The 20,310-nt window shown below is 44.2% G+C and carries 16 protein-coding genes and 1 pseudogene; 1 reads left to right on the top strand and 16 read right to left on the bottom strand.

From position 1 onward, the window contains the following. Positions 1–44: 44 nt before the first annotated feature. The 4 genes from astA to J4N42_RS01190 all read right to left on the bottom strand — a co-directional run bounded on the left by astA (position 45) and on the right by J4N42_RS01190 (position 6,236). The gene (astA, locus tag J4N42_RS01205; RefSeq protein WP_252029116.1) at positions 45–1,064 is read right to left on the bottom strand and encodes an arginine N-succinyltransferase; all 1,020 of its coding nucleotides are present in this window, start codon (positions 1,062–1,064) and stop codon (positions 45–47) included. Positions 1,065–1,299: 235 nt separating this feature from the next. Beyond that, positions 1,300–2,532, bottom strand: coding sequence for an aspartate aminotransferase family protein (locus tag J4N42_RS01200; protein ID WP_252029115.1), 1,233 nt, complete (start codon positions 2,530–2,532; stop codon positions 1,300–1,302). Between the two features lie 368 nt (positions 2,533–2,900). Beyond that, on the bottom strand, positions 2,901–3,479 hold the full coding sequence (locus tag J4N42_RS01195) for an aminodeoxychorismate/anthranilate synthase component II (RefSeq protein ID WP_252029114.1): 579 nt from the start codon (positions 3,477–3,479) through the stop codon (positions 2,901–2,903). Positions 3,480–3,623: 144 nt separating this feature from the next. After that, on the bottom strand, positions 3,624–6,236 hold the full coding sequence (locus tag J4N42_RS01190) for an ExeM/NucH family extracellular endonuclease (protein ID WP_252029113.1): 2,613 nt from the start codon (positions 6,234–6,236) through the stop codon (positions 3,624–3,626). 493 nt (positions 6,237–6,729) lie between these two features. Between J4N42_RS01190 and J4N42_RS01185 the strand changes: the two genes are divergently transcribed. Next, on the top strand, positions 6,730–8,622 hold the full coding sequence (locus tag J4N42_RS01185; protein WP_252029112.1) for an acyltransferase family protein: 1,893 nt from the start codon (positions 6,730–6,732) through the stop codon (positions 8,620–8,622). A gap of 163 nt (positions 8,623–8,785) precedes the next feature. Here J4N42_RS01185 and trpS read toward each other — a convergent pair whose 3' ends face one another. The 12 genes and pseudogenes from trpS to pilM all read right to left on the bottom strand — a co-directional run bounded on the left by trpS (position 8,786) and on the right by pilM (position 20,258). Further along, on the bottom strand, positions 8,786–9,823 hold the full coding sequence (gene trpS / locus J4N42_RS01180; protein ID WP_126575787.1) for a tryptophan--tRNA ligase: 1,038 nt from the start codon (positions 9,821–9,823) through the stop codon (positions 8,786–8,788). Between the two features lie 130 nt (positions 9,824–9,953). Further along, a complete protein-coding gene (locus J4N42_RS01175; protein WP_252029111.1) occupies positions 9,954–10,640 on the bottom strand; it encodes a phosphoglycolate phosphatase in 687 nt (228 codons plus the stop codon). Between the two features lie 80 nt (positions 10,641–10,720). Then, the gene (rpe, locus tag J4N42_RS01170; RefSeq protein ID WP_252029110.1) at positions 10,721–11,395 is read right to left on the bottom strand and encodes a ribulose-phosphate 3-epimerase; all 675 of its coding nucleotides are present in this window, start codon (positions 11,393–11,395) and stop codon (positions 10,721–10,723) included. A gap of 115 nt (positions 11,396–11,510) precedes the next feature. Next, complete coding sequence (locus J4N42_RS01165) at positions 11,511–12,347, bottom strand: Dam family site-specific DNA-(adenine-N6)-methyltransferase (protein ID WP_252029109.1); 837 nt, start codon at positions 12,345–12,347, stop codon at positions 11,511–11,513. A 69-nt stretch (positions 12,348–12,416) separates the two neighbouring features. Continuing rightward, positions 12,417–13,910: an SPOR domain-containing protein gene (locus tag J4N42_RS01160; RefSeq protein WP_252029108.1), complete on the bottom strand. Its 1,494-nt coding sequence runs from the start codon at positions 13,908–13,910 to the stop codon at positions 12,417–12,419. Between the two features lie 87 nt (positions 13,911–13,997). Beyond that, complete coding sequence (gene aroB, locus J4N42_RS01155; protein ID WP_252029107.1) at positions 13,998–15,101, bottom strand: 3-dehydroquinate synthase; 1,104 nt, start codon at positions 15,099–15,101, stop codon at positions 13,998–14,000. Between the two features lie 27 nt (positions 15,102–15,128). Then, on the bottom strand, positions 15,129–15,647 hold the full coding sequence (gene aroK / locus J4N42_RS01150) for a shikimate kinase AroK (RefSeq protein ID WP_252029106.1): 519 nt from the start codon (positions 15,645–15,647) through the stop codon (positions 15,129–15,131). Between the two features lie 210 nt (positions 15,648–15,857). Beyond that, positions 15,858–17,480, bottom strand: a pseudogene (locus tag J4N42_RS01145) (type IV pilus secretin PilQ); the annotation flags it as partial. 123 nt (positions 17,481–17,603) lie between these two features. After that, on the bottom strand, positions 17,604–18,113 hold the full coding sequence (locus tag J4N42_RS01140) for a pilus assembly protein PilP (protein ID WP_252029104.1): 510 nt from the start codon (positions 18,111–18,113) through the stop codon (positions 17,604–17,606). After that, positions 18,103–18,693: a type IV pilus inner membrane component PilO gene (locus J4N42_RS01135; protein WP_252029103.1), complete on the bottom strand. Its 591-nt coding sequence runs from the start codon at positions 18,691–18,693 to the stop codon at positions 18,103–18,105. The genes J4N42_RS01140 and J4N42_RS01135 overlap by 11 nt, the downstream gene beginning before the upstream one ends. Continuing rightward, a complete protein-coding gene (locus tag J4N42_RS01130) occupies positions 18,686–19,267 on the bottom strand; it encodes a PilN domain-containing protein (RefSeq protein WP_252029102.1) in 582 nt (193 codons plus the stop codon). The genes J4N42_RS01135 and J4N42_RS01130 overlap by 8 nt, the downstream gene beginning before the upstream one ends. Further along, the gene (gene pilM / locus J4N42_RS01125) at positions 19,257–20,258 is read right to left on the bottom strand and encodes a type IV pilus assembly protein PilM (RefSeq protein WP_252029101.1); all 1,002 of its coding nucleotides are present in this window, start codon (positions 20,256–20,258) and stop codon (positions 19,257–19,259) included. The genes J4N42_RS01130 and pilM overlap by 11 nt, the downstream gene beginning before the upstream one ends. Between the last annotated feature and the right edge of the window lie 52 nt (positions 20,259–20,310).

Here is a 20,310-nt window from a genome sequence, read left to right as displayed (position 1 = left end):
TCCTTCTAAATTCGACTGTCTAAGTTCAGTTTCAAGACAGGCTATTACTGAGCCAACATGCGGACATAGCCGCCCTCTTCCACTTCAAGCGCTTTCGCAACGCTAGCAGAGATGATCACTGTTTCCGTCGCTTGGTCGTAAGCAGCTTTCGCTGCGCCCGCACGGAAGTTTTCAAACGAGGTATTCGAGATTAGATAATCTTGAGAGCTGGTGTGCTCAGCGATTTGTACCTTGGCACGGAACGAGTGGCGTACCGACTCAATATTACGACGGTCACATTCCACCGTAGGGCCCGCATCAAAGATATCCACGTAATTGCGGCAAGTGAAACCTTCGCGCTCCAACAGCTTGAGAGCAGGGCGAGTATTGTCGTGTACCTTACCAATAACTTCCTGAGCTTCTTTACTCAGTAAGTTGATGTAGATTGGCAGTTTAGGCATCAAGTCAGCGATGAAGCCTTTCTTACCAATACCTGTTAGATAATCTGCCATCGTAAAATCAATCGAGAAGAAGTGTTCTTGTAGCCATTGCCAGAACGGTGAGTTACCTTCTGCGTCAGACACTCCGCGCATTTCAGCAAAAATGGTGTCAGAGAATCGATGTGGATGTTCTGCCATCATCAAGAATCGACACTTAGACATCAAGCGGCCATTCAAACCACCACGGAAACTTGGACGTAAGAACAACGTACAAATTTCACTGCAACCGGTGTAGTTATTACCAAACGTTAGCAGTTTAACCACATTGTTCACGCCTAACTTTGGTGATGAGTGCACCACGGTGCTGATGTGATAAGAATAAAACGGAACATCCCAGCCAATAGAGGCTTCAATACCAGTACAACCTGCTACTTCGCCGGTTTCACTATCAAAGCCCACCATCAGATAACCTTCATCACCCGGTTCGGTAACGTCTGGCTTTCCAAAGCTGTATTCTGAGTGTTTAATTCGGTTAGTTAACAGTTCTTCGTTAACTGGAAGAGATGTGAATCCGTGACCCGACTCTACCGCACATGTGTGCAAAGCATCGTAATCCGACATTGCAATTGGACGAACAACCAGCATCGATACTCCCTCCTGATGCTAATACCAAATCACCGACAACTGAGCCCCTCACCTTAAGGAGTTCAGCAGTACAAAAGCCATATTGAAAAGTATGGTGAAGTTAGACTTGCTAGCTCGCGTATACTCAGTGCTAAATGCGTAACGCATTATTTTACACACGAAAGCCGTGAACATATGGCTAGTGATATTGGTATAAGGTCAAGCCCGATTGCCTGACCTTATAAGATGTTTTTAATTATTGTGTTAGCGTTGCTAGAGCCTTATCTAGCTTAGCCAATCCTTGTTCAATTTCTTCTTTAGTGATAACCAGCGATGGTGTGAAACGAACCACGTTTGCACCTGCAACCAGTACCATCAGACCTTGCTGACCTGCTGCTACAAGCACATCGCGAGCACGACCTTGCCACTGCTCGTTAAGTGCAGCACCAAGTAATAAACCTTTACCACGCACTTCACTAAAGATTTGGTATTTATCATTAAGCTTAGCCAATCCATCGCGGAATAGCGTTTCACGCTCTTTTACGCCTTCCAGCGTTTCTGGCTGGCTCACGACATCGACTACAGCTTCTGCTACTGCACATGCCAGCGGGTTACCGCCATATGTAGAACCATGAGTACCGACTTTTAGATGCTGAGCAAGCTCAGTCGTCGTTAGCATCGCGCCAATTGGGAAACCACCACCGAGTGATTTAGCAGTGCTTAGGATGTCTGGTGTAACCCCTAGACCTTGATATGCGTAGAAATTACCCGTACGGCCATTACCCGTTTGCACTTCGTCAAAGATAAGTAGAGCATTGTGCTTATCACACAACTCACGAACTGTTTGCACAAACTCGTCAGTCGGGGAAATAATGCCGCCTTCTCCCTGAAGTGGTTCCATCATGATTGCACAGGTGCGATCTGAGATATGTGCTTTCAATGCTTCAACGTCGTTGTATGGCAAGTGAGTGACATCACCCGGCTTAGGACCAAAACCATCTGAATACGCTTCCTGACCACCAACTGTAACAGTGAAGAAAGTACGACCGTGGAAACCTTGCTTAAACGCGATAATTTCTGACTTCTCTGCACCATGAACATCCGCTGCCCAGCGACGAGCCAATTTCAATGCGGCTTCATTCGCCTCTGCGCCCGAGTTTGCAAAGAAGACTTTTTCGGCAAAGCTAACTTCTGTTAGTTTTTTTGCTAAACGAAGTGCTGGTTCATTGGTCATTACATTACTCAGATGCCAAAGCTTGCTACCTTGCTCTGTTAATGCGTTTACCATTGCTGGGTGACAGTGACCTAAACAGCTCACTGCAATACCACCAGCAAAGTCGATGTATTCGTTACCTTGTTGATCCCATACTTTGGCACCTTCGCCTTTCACTGGGATCATTTCCATTGGGTTATAACAAGGAACCATTACCTCATTGAATAAACCGCGCTCTACCTGTTGATTTTCACAACCTGAGTTTTCCACTGTCATTGCACATTCCCTCTTGATACCGCATGCGAGCAGATAAGCGTATTAACCATCAATATTCTGAAGGCATATAATATTTTGCATTTTTACTGCTGCAGCATTGTATTTACATTTAATTAACTATTTCAATAGTGAATAATTCTTTTTGCAGCCTCAGTGGCATTCCAATAGTCATTTCACATGACTATTTATGCATCAAGCAACCACTTTTATGAAGCAATTTATTCTTATAGCTAGCATAAGCTGAGGTTAATCATAAGCCAGTAAAGGCTTTAACAGGGAAAGCGAATCGTATTGCGAATAGTTTTGCACAGACTACCCGAGTGTAAATTCATGAAAGAAATGTTAAGAAAGGTGATCCTAAGCAGGATTTATCGACGAAGAAAGTTCGCGAGGAGCTGGTGACCCTGCTCAGTCTTGATTGATTCAGGATGAAACTGGACGGCATCCAGTGGTAATGATTTATGCTGATAGCCCATGATTTCATCCATGCTACCATCTTCAAACTCCGTCCAAGCGGTCAATTCAAAGCACTCCGGTAAGCTATCTGCTTCCACAACTAGGGAGTGGTAACGCGTAACAGTCAACGGATTATTCAGACCAGTAAATACACTTCGGCTGTTATGTCGAATTGGGGAGGTTTTACCGTGCATCACTTGGCGAGCACGAACTACTTCTCCACCAAAGACCTGTGCAATAGCTTGATGGCCTAAGCACACACCTAGGATAGGTAATTTACCCGCAAAATGTTCAATGGCACTCAGTGAGATACCAGCTTCATTCGGAGTACAAGGACCCGGAGAAATCACTAGATGGGTTGGATTCAATGCTTCAATTCCGGCTATATCAATTTCATCATTACGAACCACTTTCACCTCAGCACCTAACTCACAGAAGTATTGGTACAGGTTGTAAGTAAACGAATCGTAATTATCGATGATAAGTAGCATGAACTTTAAGGTACGGCTCTAAAGTGAAAACATTTTAAGGGCGGTATTGTGCAATACCAAGGCGGAAAGGCAAGTGTTAAGTCTGCAAATAGTAAAAATAAGGCCAGCATCAGCTGGCCTATAGGGTTTACAGCTTAATGTGACTTATTGTCTGCGACGCCATAACGCTAAGCCAAACAAAGACATCACAGCACCAAAACTAAAGGAACCCGCCATATTCAGTTCCAATACCGCAGGGTCATGGTCCGAAGAGCGGTAGTGGTCTTGGTACTTAGGTAGGTCGCCTTTGTACTCATCGTTATAGTCAAACAGTGTCGACTCACCACCATTGATATGCCAATCCGTCGCATCCACTACTTTGTGTTTTAAGCTTTTGCTGATCAGCAAGTGATCCAGTGCCCCAACTTCATCATTGTATGAATAACTCCAACTGGTTGGGTGCTTCATTGCTACGGCATTGATGTAACCGTAACTTTCGGTAATCACACCACCTTGGTCACCAAACTGTACTTCACCATCGATGTATGTATTACGTGCGGCTTTGATTTCTTTTCCGTATAGATCTGCGCTGTAGTCAGTCAGAACCAACATTGGATCTTCCATCCCGTAAGAGTTCATGTCTCCTAGAATGACTTTGTGCCCTTTAACCTCTTTGAGCGCATCACCCAATGCTACCGCTGCAGCGACGCGGAAGTGCTCACACGAACCTTGTTTATCAGCATCAACACCACCTTGTCCACCGTCTTCGACCGGTGCTGCGTCTTCCCAACATTTCGAGCCTTTCGACTTAAAGTGGTTAACAGCAACTGTGATTCTATCGTCTTCGCCTTTCATTCCCTTCATCGCTTTCACTTTGAAAGTCGGAGCTAGCGTATCACGCTGATAGTTTTTACCGTCTTCAATCACTTTACCCGAATCATCCAGCACTTCTGGTGCTTGCTGGCTTGGCATTGGTATAACTAGAGTATCTTTCAGTTTTACGACTTTCTTACGATAGATAACCCCAGTTGTAATCGCATCAGTGCCGACAGAATCATTTTCATCAGTAACGCCATCACCATTTGAGTCTACCGCAACAAATTCATAGCGATCTTTCTTCTTAGGGATACGTAAGTTGAGCTGTTCAACCAGCTGGCGAATCGCCGCACCTTCACCAAAGCCGTTGTTTTCAATTTCCATCAAACCAACAATATCAGCATCAAGACGAATGATCGCATTCAGGATCTTCTCTTGCTGGACTTCAAACTCTTCGTAACTGTCTGCGCCTCGATTATCACCGTGCTGGTTAGCATCACCACCAAACGGCGAGTTGAAGTAGTTAAGGACATTGAAGGTTGCGATGCGTAGATCCCCCTCTTCCATATCCGGGCTATCAGTACGAGGATCGTTGCGAACAAAGTTGTCTTGAGTAAGAAGGTTCGTCGCGATTAAGCGATACTCGTTATAGCTGTAACTCAACACACCTTCTAGGCCAACAACGGTATCATCGATACGAATGTAATCTTCCGTTGAACCATCCTGGTCCACATCAGTGCGGCCAAACTCAGGGTAAAATGGAACTTGGCCATCAGCGGCTTTTTGATCCGATTCGACAAATACGCGACGCTGCGCATTCTCTTCTGACTGTTGCAATGCTTCATCCGAACCTGCAGCAAACATTTGGTTAGGTTGCATGTTGATTCGGCCTTGCGCCAATACCATATTATTGCGGCGACCTGCGTAGTCGTAGCCAAATGTACGAGTAACACGCATGTCCAAAGCTTCGGTGGTCTTAACCAGCATGCCTTCATAGCGCTCTAACGTTTGCTCGAAGTCCTCGTCGCTCTCTAGAATGTTTATTTCAGTCGCTTGAGGCGCAGCTTGTTCACCCTGCTTCACCCAATTGTTATTCTCCGCCTTCAACTGAGTAAGGTTGTAAAACTCTTGTACCTTACCCTTAACACACACGACATCGCCAGGCTGGAGATCGGACTGGGACAAATTAGTATAAACAAATAAGCCTTCTGAGGTGTTGTCGTTATAGTCGTCTTCTAGCGCTTGTAGGTAAAAGCCTTTTGTAATACCTGTTGTCACGGCACTTACAACACCTTTGACAAAGTACTCTTCATCGGTGATATATGGGTAGCCGTCGATGAAAGGTGACGTATCCCCTTCACCTTGAATATCTTGGATAGAAGTGAATACTGGCTCTGAGCCGTCCTGAGTACAAGCAAATGCTTCAGGTAACTCACCCGCTTCAAGTGAACCAAGCCCTTCGATATTATCTTTCGCCAATACCGCCCACTGTGATGCTTGATATGTCGCTGATGGCGTAAAATCACTGCGAACTAACGTGGCGTCTTTACCCCAATCAACATCTCCCATCTCACCTAGCATGTCATGAACACTACCATCCGAATTCAGCAGTGCGACAGGGTCATCACCATTGAAGTTAACGACCGACGAGTTATTTTCATCTGTCACCGCTTGAATATCACTGTTCGCACTGGAATGAGAAAGCACCAGTACATCATTTGCGGCAATCACTCGACCAGTTAGCGGTAAAGTTGTGTCCCACGATCCACCGCCATTGCTGGATTTTGCCAACACAAAGTCGTCGAGACTTACGGCTGAATCACCAGTATTGGCAATCTCGATGGCTTTGTTGTAACTGCTACCTTCCACATATTGAGAAAGTACGACATCAGCAGTAGCAGGTACTGACAGCGTTGCGCCAATCGCGAGAGCAAGCAAGCTAGGGGTATGTTTGGTTTCCATTGTCCACCTCTAAAAATCCTTCTTCAATGTTCAGTCGACATCAAAGAAAGTGTTCCATATCACGTTAGTTGAATTTATAAATGAATTTTGCACGAACAATGTTGGACTTTTAGTTGCAATAGAAAAACATTCACAGTCAGTATCGAGATCGAAATCGCATTAATATCACGAATAGCTGAACCCACCGCATATTTTCAACAATCCCAGTAAATAGTAGGAAAAGTTGGTTAATAAACAATAAGGTGACACAGGATATGCCAACATAAACTTTCGATTTAGTCAGTTGATACCACAAAAATTCGGACAGATTTGGCGACTATGGATAGCTCAGGCCTAGTGAAATCAGCGCAGCTTCGAGTGCAGGGATTAGCGATAGATATAAGACCAAAACGTTACCTTACATACCAATTCATTGTTTAATATCGACACCTTTGCCTTAACAACCTATTGGCATAGAATACGCGCAGATATTTCATTCAATTGGTACAACCTTGTGCAATTTAGACAAGATATAAATGGATTGAGAGCTATAGCAGTTATAGCAGTAGTGTTATTTCACTTTAATCCAGACTGGATGCCCGGTGGATTTGCAGGGGTAGACGTGTTTTTTGTAATTTCTGGTTTTTTAATGACTGGAATAATATTTCGGGGGCTAGAGAAAGACAATTTTTCTCTCTCGAAGTTTTATATTGCGCGAGCAAACCGGATCATACCTGCATTGGCGACTCTTTGTTTAGTTTTGCTCTTGTTTGGTTGGTTTTATCTTACTCCATTAGATTACAAAGCATTAGGAAAGCATACAGGTAGTAGCATAGGTTTCTTCTCCAATATCACATACTGGAAAGAGTCAGGCTACTTTGATACAGCTTCACACGAGAAGTGGCTTTTACACACATGGTCATTATCTGCTGAATGGCAATTTTATATAATTTATCCTCTTATCCTTGTTGCCATGAAGAGGTTTATGTCTTTAAAGGCAATAAAGTCGTCCATCCTAGTAGGAGCAGTGATAGGATATGCATTCTGTGTATTTTCTACTCACACGTGGCCTGACGCTTCATACTATTTACTATCTACTAGAGCGTGGGAGATGATGATTGGAGGGGTTGCATACCTTTATCCATTAAATACTTCAGAGAATGGTAAGAAGGCGCTTGAGTGGAGTGGTTTATCATTAATTATATCGTCCTTTATGTTTATTTCGAAAGATGATTTATGGCCAGGTCATTTATCTATAATTCCAGTGTTAGGTGTATTTTTACTAATACAGGCCAAGAGAAATGATAGTTTACTAACTGGAAATATTATATTTAGACATTTAGGAAAGTGGTCCTATTCTATTTATCTTTGGCACTGGCCTTTTGTAGTTGCAATATATTACTTTTCTTTAAGTGAACATTTCATCTACCTAGGAATATCACTATCTGTCTTATTAGGTTTTCTAAGCAGTAAGTATATAGAAAGAGCTAAACTTAAGCATGACTTTGTCAGGGTGATAGAGTATTTTAATTGCAAGCCAATTCTTCTGGTTTTTTCAGTTGCGCTACTAAGCGTAATTATTTCCAGCAATGACGGATTTATTCAAAGAACTCCTCATGAGTACCAAGACTTAGTTAGCAACTCGACACCAAGCCCACTCAGAAAGAAATGTCATATAGGGGAGTATCGATCCCCTTCGAAATCGTGCGAATATTTTGAGGAAAATGTGTCTTGGGCTACTTTCGGAGATAGTCACACAGTTGAAATTGCATATGCGTTAGCCGAAAAATTAAGGCCGCGTAAGGTTGGGTTAAAGCACTTCAGTTTTTCTGGATGTAGGCCATCATATAAAGAGCCCGATGATTTCAGCAAATGCTCCAAGTGGTATAATGAAACGATAGAGTACATAATGAATAACGATAGATTACAGAATATTGTCTTTAACCATCGTTTCACTACTAGTATTTTTGGGGGGGATGCAACACATTACCCTAAAGATATCATGAACGATGTTTCTATCGACAGCAGCATAATTATAAATAAATTAGACGAGCTAATTCTTTTGCTTGCATCGAAAAAGGATAATGTTTACATTTTTTACCCTATCCCTGAATTACCCAGATCTATAACTCAATTGGTGGGAGATAAGCTTCGCAACGGGGGCGACTTAAATGATGTAATCGGCACTAACCTAAACTGGTACAAAAATAGAAACAAGCATATTATTAATCACTTTAATAACGCAAAGTTTCCAGAGAATGTCCACTTTATTAAGCCAGAAGACGCTTTTTGTGATAAGGAAAACTGTTATGCAGTGAAAGATGGAGTTCCTCTTTACTTTGATGATAATCACCCTTCAGTTCTTGGGGCGTCTAAGTTAGTAGAGTTGATAAATACCTCCAATTAAGTAGCTGGCATTCTACTCTGGCAATAAGACTAAGCTGAAGTATTTATGGTATAAATAACACATAGTGTTTTTAATGAATCGTACCTAAATATACTAACCCTTCCCAATTCCCAAACAAAAAAGCCGCCACAGATGTGACGGCTTTTCGCGCTATTGATTTGTCTTATGGGCGAGCCACAAAACCTACAGCTTCGTATGCTTTCTTCAGCGTCTCTGCTGCGCGAGCTGAGGCTTTTTCAGCACCCTGCTTCATCACTTGATCCATGTATGCGCGATCGGCACGGATACGGTGGTATTCAGATTGAATCGGCTCAAGCATCGCAACTAGTGCTTCACCAACATCTTTCTTAAATGGGCCGTACATTTCAACGCCTTGGTACTTCGCTTCAATCTCTTCAAAGCTCATGCCCGTTGCTGCTGAGTACAAACCCATCAAGTTAGAAATACCTGCTTTATTGTCCCAATCGTGTGCAATACGCGGCGGTGTCTCAGCATCTGTCTGAGCTTTGTTAATCTTCTTGATGATTGACTTTGGCTCTTCAAGCAGAGTAATAACGTTCTTACGGTTATCATCAGACTTAGACATCTTCTTCGTTGCATCTTGCAGGCTCATAACACGAGCATTCACAGTAGGAATGTACGGTTCTGGCACTTGGAAGATTGGTTGCTCTGGCGAGTAGATGTTGTTGAAGCGATTAGCGATATCACGCGCTAACTCAAGGTGTTGCTTCTGGTCACTACCTACAGGAACTTGATGCGCACCGTATAACAGGATGTCTGCAGCCATCAGTACTGGGTAATCAAATAGACCAACATTAACATCACCAAACTGGCTAGATGAGTCTTTCGAGTAACGCGCAGACTTATCTTTAAACTGAGTCATACGACCCAACTCGCCCATTTGAGTGTAACAGTTAAGAAGCCAACCAAGTTGAGCATGCTCTGGTACATGTGACTGAACAAATAACGTGCTCTTTTGCGGATCAACACCAACAGCAAGACAGATTGCGAGTGCGTCTAGAGTCGCTTCATGCAGTGCTTTCGGATCTTGACGAACCGTAATCGCGTGAAGGTCTACCACACAGTATTGGCAATCGTAGTCATCTTGCATCTGTTGCCATTGACGTAGAGCACCCAAGTAGTTACCGATACTTAGTTCACCTGATGGTTGAACACCACTCAATACGATGGGTTTGCTCATGGGAATGATTCCTTTGACTTCTTATTACGAATAAATGAAAAAACCGTGTAAACGCAGGTAGTCACTACCTCATCACACGGTTTACTCAGTGTACTCATTAACGAGTATTTTGAAAGATCTTTTATCGCTATTAAGCTGAAACAGCTAAGACTTCTGCTAAATCTGCGATGGTATCTGCGACATAATCTGGCTGAGACACAGAAATTGGCTCACCATGGTTATAACCATAGGTTAAACCAAACGAATGGCAGCCTGCATTTTTTGCGGCAAGAATGTCGTTCTTGGAGTCACCAACCATTAGCATTTGACTCGCTTCGATTTGGTGCTTTTCAAGCAACCACTCAAGCGCCATTGGATTTGGCTTCTTCTCAGGGAACGTATCGCCACCAATCACGTCTACGAAGTATTGCGCAATACCGTGCTGCTCCAACACTTCTGGTACAAACTTAGATGGCTTGTTGGTTACTAGCGCCATAATGAAGCCTGCTTTGTGTAGCTCTGAAAGTGTCTCCTTTACCGATGGGTAAAGATGGCTTAGCTTGTGCCCACCTTGCTGATAAAAGTCATCGAACAAAACACGCGCTTTTGCTCTGAGTTCATCACTCAGATCAGGTGACACAGTTAAGCTCTGGCTCAGCGCTCGACCAATTAAGATATCAGCACCATTACCAACATAATCTCGCACTTGTTCTTCCGTTACCGATGGGAAGCCCAATTCTTGAACGGCTTGGTCTGCCGCAACAGCCAAATCCGGCACGCTATCTAGCAAAGTACCATCTAAGTCAAACGCGATAAGTTTGATTGTTTCTAACGACATAATGATTCCAAATTCCTAATTGAAAAAGGGGCGAGATTCGCCCCTAACGTTTTAACTTTTACTTAAGCTGCGTGTGGCCGTTATGCATTTACTTTTGCAAGTTCAGCACGCATTTCGTCAATCACTTCTTTGTAGTTTGGCTGGTTAAAAATGGCAGAGCCCGCTACAAACATATCGGCACCCGCTTCTGCAATTTCACGGATGTTGTCAACTTTAACGCCGCCATCGATCTCCAAACGAATATCTCGACCAGACTCATCAATCATTTTGCGTACCGCACGTAACTTATCCAGAGTATTCGGGATGAAAGATTGACCGCCGAAGCCTGGGTTGACCGACATAAGAAGAATCATATCTACTTTGTCCATGATGTAATCGAGACAAGAAAGTGGGGTCGCAGGGTTCAGTACAACACCCGCTTGGCAACCATGTTCTTTAATCAGTTGAAGTGTGCGATCTACGTGCTCTGACGCTTCTACGTGGAATGTAATCATCGACGCACCTGCCTTGGCAAAATCCGGGATAATGCGATCGACTGGCTTCACCATCAAGTGCACATCAATAGGAGCCGTAATGCCGTAGTCACGTAGCGCTTTACAAATAGGTGCGCCAAAAGTCAGGTTTGGTACGTAGTGGTTGTCCATGACATCGAAGTGAACCACATCCGCGCCATCAGCCAGCACTCTTTCAACGTCTTCACCAAGACGAGCAAAATCTGCAGACAAAATAGATGGAGCGATTAGAAAATCTTTCATACCTGACCTCTTAAGAGTGTGTAGAGCACAATTGCGCAGCGAATTAATATCGAGCGCAATTCTACCTAAGCTCGCAAGGAGATCCTAGCCAATGAAAAGAAATGTTTGAGAGAGATTAGCTAACTGATTGATTCTTTTCAGCGTGGAACAAGGCCAAAAGTTCATCAACTTTATTTCGCCCAGCGCCATTGCGACTAATAGTGCGCTTTACTTTCACTACGCTAAGGTCAGCACCATGATATAAGCGACGAGTCAGCTTGGTATCGTGATTCGAAATCAGTACTGGTATATCACGCTGCATGGCTGTTTTTTCGGCCACATCAGCAAGCGCAGCTTGGTCGTCCAATGAGAAACCATTACCAGCATAAGAAGTAAAGTTTGCGGTGGTTGAAAGCGGTGCATAAGGAGGATCACAATAAACCACACAACCTTTTCTCGCGCGCTTGAACGTATCTTCATACCCTTCACACACAAACGTCGCCTTCTTCGCTTTTTCTGCAAAGAACTCTAGCTCAGCTTCCGGAAAGTACGGTTTCTTATATGAGCCAAATGGTACGTTAAAACCGCCTTTTTTGTTGTAACGACACAGACCGTTAAAGCCAAAGCGGTTCATGTATAGAAAGGCTAAGGAGCGATACATTACATCATCGGTGTGGTTAAACTGATGGCGGATGTCGAGGTAAACCTGCTTTTGATTGTATTCCGGAGTAAACCAACGCTTCGCTTCCGCGATGTAGGTTTCCGGCTGCTCTTTAAGCAAATTATACAAATTGATTAGATCAGGATTGATATCAGCCAGCAGATACTGATCGTAATCAGTATTGAGAAAAATAGAACCCGCACCGACAAACGGCTCTACCAGCTTACGAGCAGGTGGAAGATGACGTTGAATGTCTTCTACTAGGCCATATTTTCCACCAGCCCATTTTAGAAAGGCACGTTGCTTCTTCATTTACTGCTCTATCTATCAACCACATAATAAGGCTGCGGAATGTAACATATTTTCACGCTAAGCTCAGCGTTATTTGTCACGATCGATTTCTCGATGCACCTGACTTAACGATTTCGCCCACGGGCCTAGCTCTTGTAGTGATTTAGGCAGTGTCTCTACCGCATCACGCGCAATCTGTATGGTTGGATAATTGTCGTACGTGACAATATACCATTCCACATCATTACGCAGAGTTGGATAAACACGGACTTGGTCTTGTAACTTATGCAGGTCAATGAATTGTTGAACTTCTTCTAGTGAGTTCATCGCAGCCAACTGTAGAGTGTAACTACGCGGCGAAAAGGCTTTCAACTCATCGCGTGCAAACGAGAAACTAATAATGGTTTCAGGCGGCGTTTCAACCACTTCCACTTCAGGAGCAGGTTCAGCCACGGCTTCCGCTTGCTGCTGCGCGGCTTCGATTGCATTATCAATTTTCGAAGTATCAACACTCTCGGCTTTATCGACAAGCAAAGCATCAACAACATCAGAAGTAATCACTACTCTTTGCTGGTCGTCGTCAGTGGAGCCAACACTAGCAGTCTCTCCAACGACATCTGGCGGTAAGGAAGAGCTATCGTCTTCTGCCCCTTGGTAACTCGCTTCGGTTTCAGCTTCCATCTCATCCGAGCGACCTTGGTCCGTTTGTGCCAATTCAGCACTCGACTCGACATCAGGCAAGGTCGGAATCACGGTTTGCTCTAGATTACTGGCAATCTGCTGCGCTTTTTCATCAGGTCCAGGTTGGCTTTGCAGCCAAATAAAGCCACCGGCAATGATCAACAAGATCAATGCCACTAAAGCAGCGATTTTCGCAGGTGAGCCCACTATTGAGCGGATAATGATCCTTTTTTCCACTTTCTGTTCCCCTAACGCCATGATTTCACCCGGTAGCGGGTTCACTTTCTTATATGCATTGCGAACACGCTTTTCCATATCGTCTTCAACAAAGCGAATAACCAAAAACTCAAAGAAGCGTTCCGCTTCATCTTCTGAAAGGCTCTCTATTTCCAACTCAACCGGCTTATGGTCTTGCCCGTAACTTAAACGCGTCAGTAACCCTTCGATACTATTCGACTTAGCAAACAGCACGACATTGATGGTCCACTTAGGGTTGTTTTGCGCCTCCAGAACCAACATCCACAGTTCGGAAATGAAAGTTTCGTTAAGCAGATGAGCATCGTCGACAACAATGACCACATCACAAGGCTCATCGTCAAGAATATGCGTAAGACTGTCCACGAGTGGGTCTTGTGAACTAAATAGAGAATTGGGTACGATTTGATTGAGAATAGTAGAACGGCGCTGAGCATCATCTTGGTTAGGATGACACATCAGAAGAGACTGATTTTTTTCAGACGCCCATGCTTCTAAGTAGCGTTGCGCTAACCACGATTTTCCGGAGCCTAATTCCCCACCAACCGTGACGAGATTAGATCCAAAATTGGTGAGTAGCTGTAAACGCTCAAGCAGTTCTGATTGAGACTCTAACTCCAACACACGGGATTCATGCGTTAAACTCATTAAGCCGTCCTACAGACAGATTCCTGTCGCTATTAAATCGATGAAAGGCTTAAGTTTATCAAAAACCTAAGCTTTTCAAAGATAAGATCAAATAGTGCGACAAAAATCGATAGCTTGTTCTAGAACCGATTCCGGCACACCTTTCACTACTTCTGCTGTACCAATGCTAGTAGGAAGGATCAATCTTAGCTCGCCGGCTAATACTTTTTTGTCGCGCATCATGTGCTTCATAAAATCAGCGAAAGACATCGATTCTGGAGTGTGCACTGGTAACTTAGCTTTTTTCAGTATAGAGAGGATTCGCTCTACTTGCTGTTCGGAAATTAAGCCTTGTAGTTGAGCAGCTTTTGCCGCCATAACCGTACCAGAAGAAACGGCTTCGCCATGTAGCCAGTTACCATACCCTAGTTCAGCTTCTATGGCATGACCAAATGTATGACCTAGGTTCAATAAAGCACGAATTCCAGACTCTTTTTCGTCCAACGCCACAACTTCAGCTTTGATTTGGCAACAACGCGCAATCGCATAAGTTAATGCTTGCTGATCAAGAGCATAGAGTTTCTCGAGGTTTTGTTCTAACCAAACAAAGAAATCTTCATCATAGATAATGCCGTATTTGATCACCTCAGCAATACCTGCTGCGAACTCACGTTCAGGTAAAGAGGACAAACACTCGGTGTCGATCACAACCGCTTTGGGCTGATAGAAGGCACCGATCATATTCTTACCTAGAGGGTGGTTAACCGCTGTTTTACCACCAACAGAAGAATCCACCTGAGACAACAGAGTCGTTGGGATTTGCACGAAATCCACACCACGCTGGTAGCAAGAAGCCGCAAAACCGACTAAATCACCAATCACACCACCACCTAGTGCCACAACCACAACATCTCGGCTGTAGTTGCCTTCAAGAAGGTAAGTCATGATGGTATTAAACGTCTCTAAACTTTTGTATTGCTCGCCATCAGGGAGCTCAAGCAAGCTCGCATCACAGTTGAGCCGCTCAAGTTGAGAGAGGATTTTATCGGCATACAGAGGAGCCACCGTGACATTACTGATCACGACAACTTTTTTCTTTACCGATGATTTTGAGTTTTCTAAGAAAGAAAGGTGGGCCGAATCATTGAATAATCCGGCACCAATTGAGATAGGGTAGCTACGTTCACCTAGGCTGACCGTAATCCGTTCCATGGTTTGCTCTCCAGTTAAAAAAACGACTTAACGTTCTTCTAGCATTTTTACGATCTGGTTGGCTACCACTTTTGCACTTTGGTCGTCTGTACGAACAGTATAATCCGCTACTTCTTCATATAGGGAGTTGCGTTCGCCAGCCAAAGACTCAAGTACTTCGCGCGGGTTGTCCGTTTGTAATAGAGGACGCTTCTTGTCACGGTTAGTACGTGCAAGTTGCTTCTCAATCGTTGTTTCAAGATAAACAACAACGCCACGTGCTGACAGACGGTTGCGGTTTTCTTTGCTCTTGATAGAACCACCACCAGTTGCTAGTACGATACCTTGTTGCTCAGTTAGATCATTGATGACAGATTCTTCACGCTTACGGAAGCCATCTTCACCTTCAACATCAAAGACCCATGCGATATCAGCACCAGTGCGCTCTTCGATCACTGTATCAGAGTCTAGGAACTCCATATGCAGTTGTTGAGCAAGGTGTCGACCAATTGTACTTTTGCCAGCCCCCATAGGGCCAACAAGGAAAATATTGCGTTTCTCAGCCATGTTTAGCAGTAATTTACAACGTTAATTCAATGACATCGCCACAAGAAGAGCCAGTTAGAACATGGCTTTATAGACGCTTGTGGCACCGATTCCTCACAGATAATTCGTGATAAGACCCGAAATTATCTAGATAAGGTGCCACTAATGCAAATTTATTTTTTGTTCGTCTATATTCTCATCAATTCTGTGACCAACATTCCTACAAGCGCTTTACTGAATAACCACTTTAGGGGTAACAAATATCAGCAATTCGCTTTTACCGGCTTGCTCATACGTTCGACGAAATAAGGCACCAAGTAACGGTAAGTCCCCCAATAATGGCACCTTATCGACGGTATTGGTCACACTGTGCTGAAAGATCCCTCCTAACACTACCGTTTCACCGTTATTCACCAGCACTTGTGTACCGATTCTTTGAGTATTAATCGCTACAGCCTCCCCCGTGCCCGTTTTTACCACATCACCAGGTCTATCTTGGGTAACACTTAAATCGAGAACTAAACGATTATCTGGCGTGATTTGCGGCGTCACCTTTAAACTCAATACGGCTTTTTTAAACGCGACGCTGGTTGCGCCGCTCGAAGAAGACTCTAAATAAGGTATCTCTGTTCCCTGCTCTATATAAGCGGGCTTTTTATTGGTCGTGATAAGCCTAGGGCTGGAAATGATTTCCGCTTTAGATTCTCGCTGAAGTGCCGAGAGCTCAAGATCGAGCAACATATCTGAACCTAGCTTAGCTACCTGAAAAGCAATCGACGAAGCATTTGGCGAAGCCGCGGCTAAATTAACGTTAAGAAAGTCTTCCACAGGCAACTCATCACCCGCTAACAACCCCTGCTGCCACAGGTTGCTTTCAATAGAGCCTCCCACGGTGTTATCGCCATTAGTCGACGTAAATCCCCAGCGCACTCCGAGTTCATCAAGATTCCCCTCATTAACAGTAACAATGCGAGCCTCTATCTGGACCTGTTTCACCGGAATATCGAGCGATTCTACGATGTCGCGAATCACCGAAATGTTCTCATCTAACTCTCTTATCAACAAAGAGTTGGTTCTCTCATCGATACTGATTGAGCCTCGCTCAGATAGCATACTCACAGCACTGTCTCCACCAATCATATCGGCGATATCAGACGCTTTGGCGAACTTGATCTTGATAATGTCAGAACTGAGTTCACCCAACTCTTCTTCTAATCGTGCTTTCTCAAGCTGCTGCTTTTCACGTAGATCAAGCTCTTGTTTTGGCGCTACTAAAATCACGTTACCATCGACGCGTTTATCTAGCCCTTTGACTTGGAGAATAATATCGAGTACTTGCTGCCACGGTACGCCGTCTAGACGCAAAGTCAGATTGCCACTCACAGAGTCCGATACCACCAAGTTAAAATCGTTATAATCAGCGATAAGCTGCAATACGTTACGAACTGGTATGTCTTGGAAGTTGATGGAAATGAGCTTGCCTTCTTTCTCAAGGATACTCTTCGGCTTAGGTTGTTGTGATTCATCCAATTGACTCACGACCACTTCTAGATACTTGCCTTTTAAACTGTAATCGTAATCAAACTCACCTTGTATCGATGCCACCAACAGCGTACTTGGTTCTTTACGAAACACTTCAATGCTCTGCACTGCGGTTGCGAAGTCTTCCACATCAAGCAAAAACAGTTTTGCATCACTCACATCCGTTTTAAGTAGCTCAATACTCAACCCTTCCTGAACTTTCTGTACATCCACAACGGCAGATTGAGAAGCGAGCTCCACAATGATTAATGCGTCTTTATCTTTGTTCACCCGAAAATCAATATTGCGCAATTGATTGGCGTTATCGTCCTCACTTGACGCTCCAAATGCGACCAAAGCGGCGAACATAATGAACACCGCTATCAAACGGTTAAACAGCTTAGCCATTCTTGTTGTTAGTCCTTTATTCATTTCTTGTATTCCAAACACTTAAAATCATTTCATGGCAAGTTTGACGTTACGCTTGCTCCAGCACCCCATCCCGTCTGGCAGGGTCTCATTTATCATTAGGTAATTAGATGCCACTCGTGTCACCCGGCCGTTGTTCAATCCGATGTACTGGCCTTTCTTCACTTTGACGACATTGCCTTGTGGGGTTTGCACTAATGCTGACACGGCTCCATTGCTACCCATGACTCCTTTCAGCCTCAATTTGCGTAGAGCGTAGCGCTCAAGCTGCCCTGTTTTATTGCGTTTTTGAGGCTGCCAGCAGTCTTTCTTAACGACAGGTTGATCTTGAACCAATGCTTCTTTCGGTAATACAAAAGGCTCACGAGCTTGCGTTCTTTGATAGGCGGAAGCAACAAAGGGTTCGCTTGGTACCAACTGAGCCACTTCTCGCTGTGCTTGTTGTTCGGTTTGTGCGATGAACTGATTAAGCGGCTCTTGATTCGCTCTGCATCCAGCAACAGTGACCAGCAAGACGATCCAGTACTTACTTTTCATGACTTACCTCCGGTTTAAATTGGTAGGTATAAGCTCGAACGCGAAAATGCAGCGTGCTACTTTCTTGGCTCACTCGCTGCCAATCAATATCGTCAAAATTGATGATGCGAGGCAGTTTTGCAATAGCCTCTGAAAAGCTGCCAATATCATGATAACTGCCCGTCAACTCGATATTGAGCGGCAGTCGATACAGAAATGACTGATTTTGCCGCTCACCCCAATCTATCCGAGTAAAAGTCAGTGAGTTATCTAAGCCAAGGTTATTGACCGACGCCAACATACTCGCCAACTCTTTTTGCTCTGGCAGCTGCTGAAGTAAAAAATCATAACGTTGCTTTAGCTCATCTAGCTGCTCTTGCATCTTGGGTAATGCCGCCACTTTATTGGCTTTGATCCGCAACGTGGCTTTCTGAGTTTGCTCTTGCTGTTTTAGGTTTTCGAGACGCTGCTGTTTAGGCTGTAAATAGAACCAATACCCCGCAGCTTGAAGCGCGATGATAAGTAAAACGATCACTAGCATTTGGGGAAGAAGGGGCCACTCTGGCATTTCATCTAAATCAAGATCTTGTAAATTAGCCATGACTTCCCTCCCTGTTATTCGCAAGTTGTGAGGGCTTTATAGAGAAAGAGACTTTGAATGTTTGGAACTTCTTACCAAAACGCTGCTTACCATGAACAATCGAATGCATTTCGACCTGTTCAAGCAAAGGGGATTTTTCAAGGTTATCCAACATGGTCGCGAGTCGGGCCATGCTGTCACTAATCCCCGTCAGCTCAACATGAAGGGTATTCATTTTAATTTTATCGACGTAAACCCCTTCCGGAATCATTGCAGGGATTGCGTTCATAAACTCAGTCGATTTATTACGCTGTTGCTGCAGGGACTCCACAACACTTAGGCGCTGAAGTAAGGCTTGATGCTCTTGCTCAGTGAGTTTCAGTCTCGACAACTGATTATCCAGCCGGGAGTTATAGTCTTTAAGGTAATGCAACCGTTGCTGCTGAATAGCGTTCTGCTCGCCAATAAATGCACCAAACCCATATTGAATGCCGACAGCCACCAATACTGCAAGAATAAGGAGTTGATAGAAGCGCTGTCGATGCTGCTGCCTCTTCTGCTCACGCCAAGGTAATAAGTTAACGCTATATAGCATGCTTAGCCTCCACCCACTCAGCTCCACGTAACGCTAACCCTGCCGCAGAAGTAAAGCTTTGCGCGTGCATGGTTTGCTGCTTGAACTTGGAAGATTTGCACTTAAACAGCGCTAAAGGGTTTAGTATCTCGCACTGCACCGACAAACGACGAGAGAGTTCTTCCACTAATAAAGGAGTTGTCGCCCCGCCCCCTGTCAGCCAAACACCGCTTACCGATGCAGCACCACTTACAGAAAGTAACAGCTGCACCTGCCTTTGGAGCCGTTCGATAAGCTGATTGATAAACAACTCTGTTCGCTCAGGTGCAAGACTTTCACTAGGCTCCTCACACTCTAAAAACTGAGTACCAAACGCAATCTCCTTGCAAAACGGTACTTTTGCTGGGAAATCAATACATAAGGAAGTTTGGCTATAGCCGATATCCACCAGCAGCCAATCAGATTGACCAAGCTGCTGACTCGCTTGCTGCCAAACGCGCACCAAACTATGCGCCTGAGTATCCAGTAAAACAGGCTTAAATCCCGCTTTGGTCGCTGCAAGTGTACGGCTATCAATTACGTCTTTTTTCGTCGCATAGACTTGATACGAACGACTCGAGAGTGGCTGACCGAGTGAGCTATCCAATGGAACAAAGTCCAAATTCAGCTCTTCGATGGGAAAAGGAGATTGATGAGAAAAAGCCTGAAATATCGCGAACTCCTGTTCACGCTCCTCAAGTTCACTATCTATTTGTAATACCTTGCTAATTACCGCGCTATCGGGGACCGATATTGAGACATATCGACTAAATAATGGCAGGCTCTTCCTTAGTTCTTTGAGTTTCTTTACAATTTTCTGATAATTAACGGTGTGATTATCAGAAAATACGTCAGCTGTAACTGGCAACTGTTTATACCCAACCAGTGAATACCCTTCACTTGCTGGCTTTAGCACCACGGCTTTAATACTATGGTGGCCGATATCAATACCAGTTATTAATGATTTACCCATGTAGCGTATGCTCCAACGACTATATCTAGCTCAATTTTGCGTATAGTGGATG

This window comes from Vibrio sp. SCSIO 43135, from assembly GCF_023716665.1.
In the GTDB taxonomy this organism is placed as follows: domain Bacteria; phylum Pseudomonadota; class Gammaproteobacteria; order Enterobacterales; family Vibrionaceae; genus Vibrio; species Vibrio paucivorans.
The sequence above is the reverse complement of the archived record's forward strand: the minus strand, read 5'-3'. Positions and strand labels throughout refer to the sequence as shown.

Bases quoted from the DNA above. Each gene is read 5' to 3' on its own strand.
- trpS (WP_126575787.1), bottom strand. From the start codon at position 9,823: ATGAGCAAACCCATCGTATTGAGTGGTGTTCAACCATCAGGTGAACTA.
- astA (WP_252029116.1), bottom strand. From the start codon at position 1,064: ATGCTGGTTGTTCGTCCAATTGCAATGTCGGATTACGATGCTTTGCAC.
- J4N42_RS01160 (WP_252029108.1), bottom strand. From the start codon at position 13,910: ATGAGTTTAACGCATGAATCCCGTGTGTTGGAGTTAGAGTCTCAATCA.
- rpe (WP_252029110.1), bottom strand. From the start codon at position 11,395: ATGAAAGATTTTCTAATCGCTCCATCTATTTTGTCTGCAGATTTTGCT.
- aroB (WP_252029107.1), bottom strand. From the start codon at position 15,101: ATGGAACGGATTACGGTCAGCCTAGGTGAACGTAGCTACCCTATCTCA.
- J4N42_RS01175 (WP_252029111.1), bottom strand. From the start codon at position 10,640: ATGTCGTTAGAAACAATCAAACTTATCGCGTTTGACTTAGATGGTACT.
- J4N42_RS01200 (WP_252029115.1), bottom strand. From the start codon at position 2,532: ATGACAGTGGAAAACTCAGGTTGTGAAAATCAACAGGTAGAGCGCGGT.
- J4N42_RS01130 (WP_252029102.1), bottom strand. From the start codon at position 19,267: ATGCTATATAGCGTTAACTTATTACCTTGGCGTGAGCAGAAGAGGCAG.
- aroK (WP_252029106.1), bottom strand. From the start codon at position 15,647: ATGGCTGAGAAACGCAATATTTTCCTTGTTGGCCCTATGGGGGCTGGC.
- J4N42_RS01140 (WP_252029104.1), bottom strand. From the start codon at position 18,113: ATGAAAAGTAAGTACTGGATCGTCTTGCTGGTCACTGTTGCTGGATGC.
- J4N42_RS01190 (WP_252029113.1), bottom strand. From the start codon at position 6,236: ATGGAAACCAAACATACCCCTAGCTTGCTTGCTCTCGCGATTGGCGCA.
- J4N42_RS01165 (WP_252029109.1), bottom strand. From the start codon at position 12,347: ATGAAGAAGCAACGTGCCTTTCTAAAATGGGCTGGTGGAAAATATGGC.
- J4N42_RS01195 (WP_252029114.1), bottom strand. From the start codon at position 3,479: ATGCTACTTATCATCGATAATTACGATTCGTTTACTTACAACCTGTAC.
- J4N42_RS01135 (WP_252029103.1), bottom strand. From the start codon at position 18,693: ATGGCTAATTTACAAGATCTTGATTTAGATGAAATGCCAGAGTGGCCC.
- pilM (WP_252029101.1), bottom strand. From the start codon at position 20,258: ATGGGTAAATCATTAATAACTGGTATTGATATCGGCCACCATAGTATT.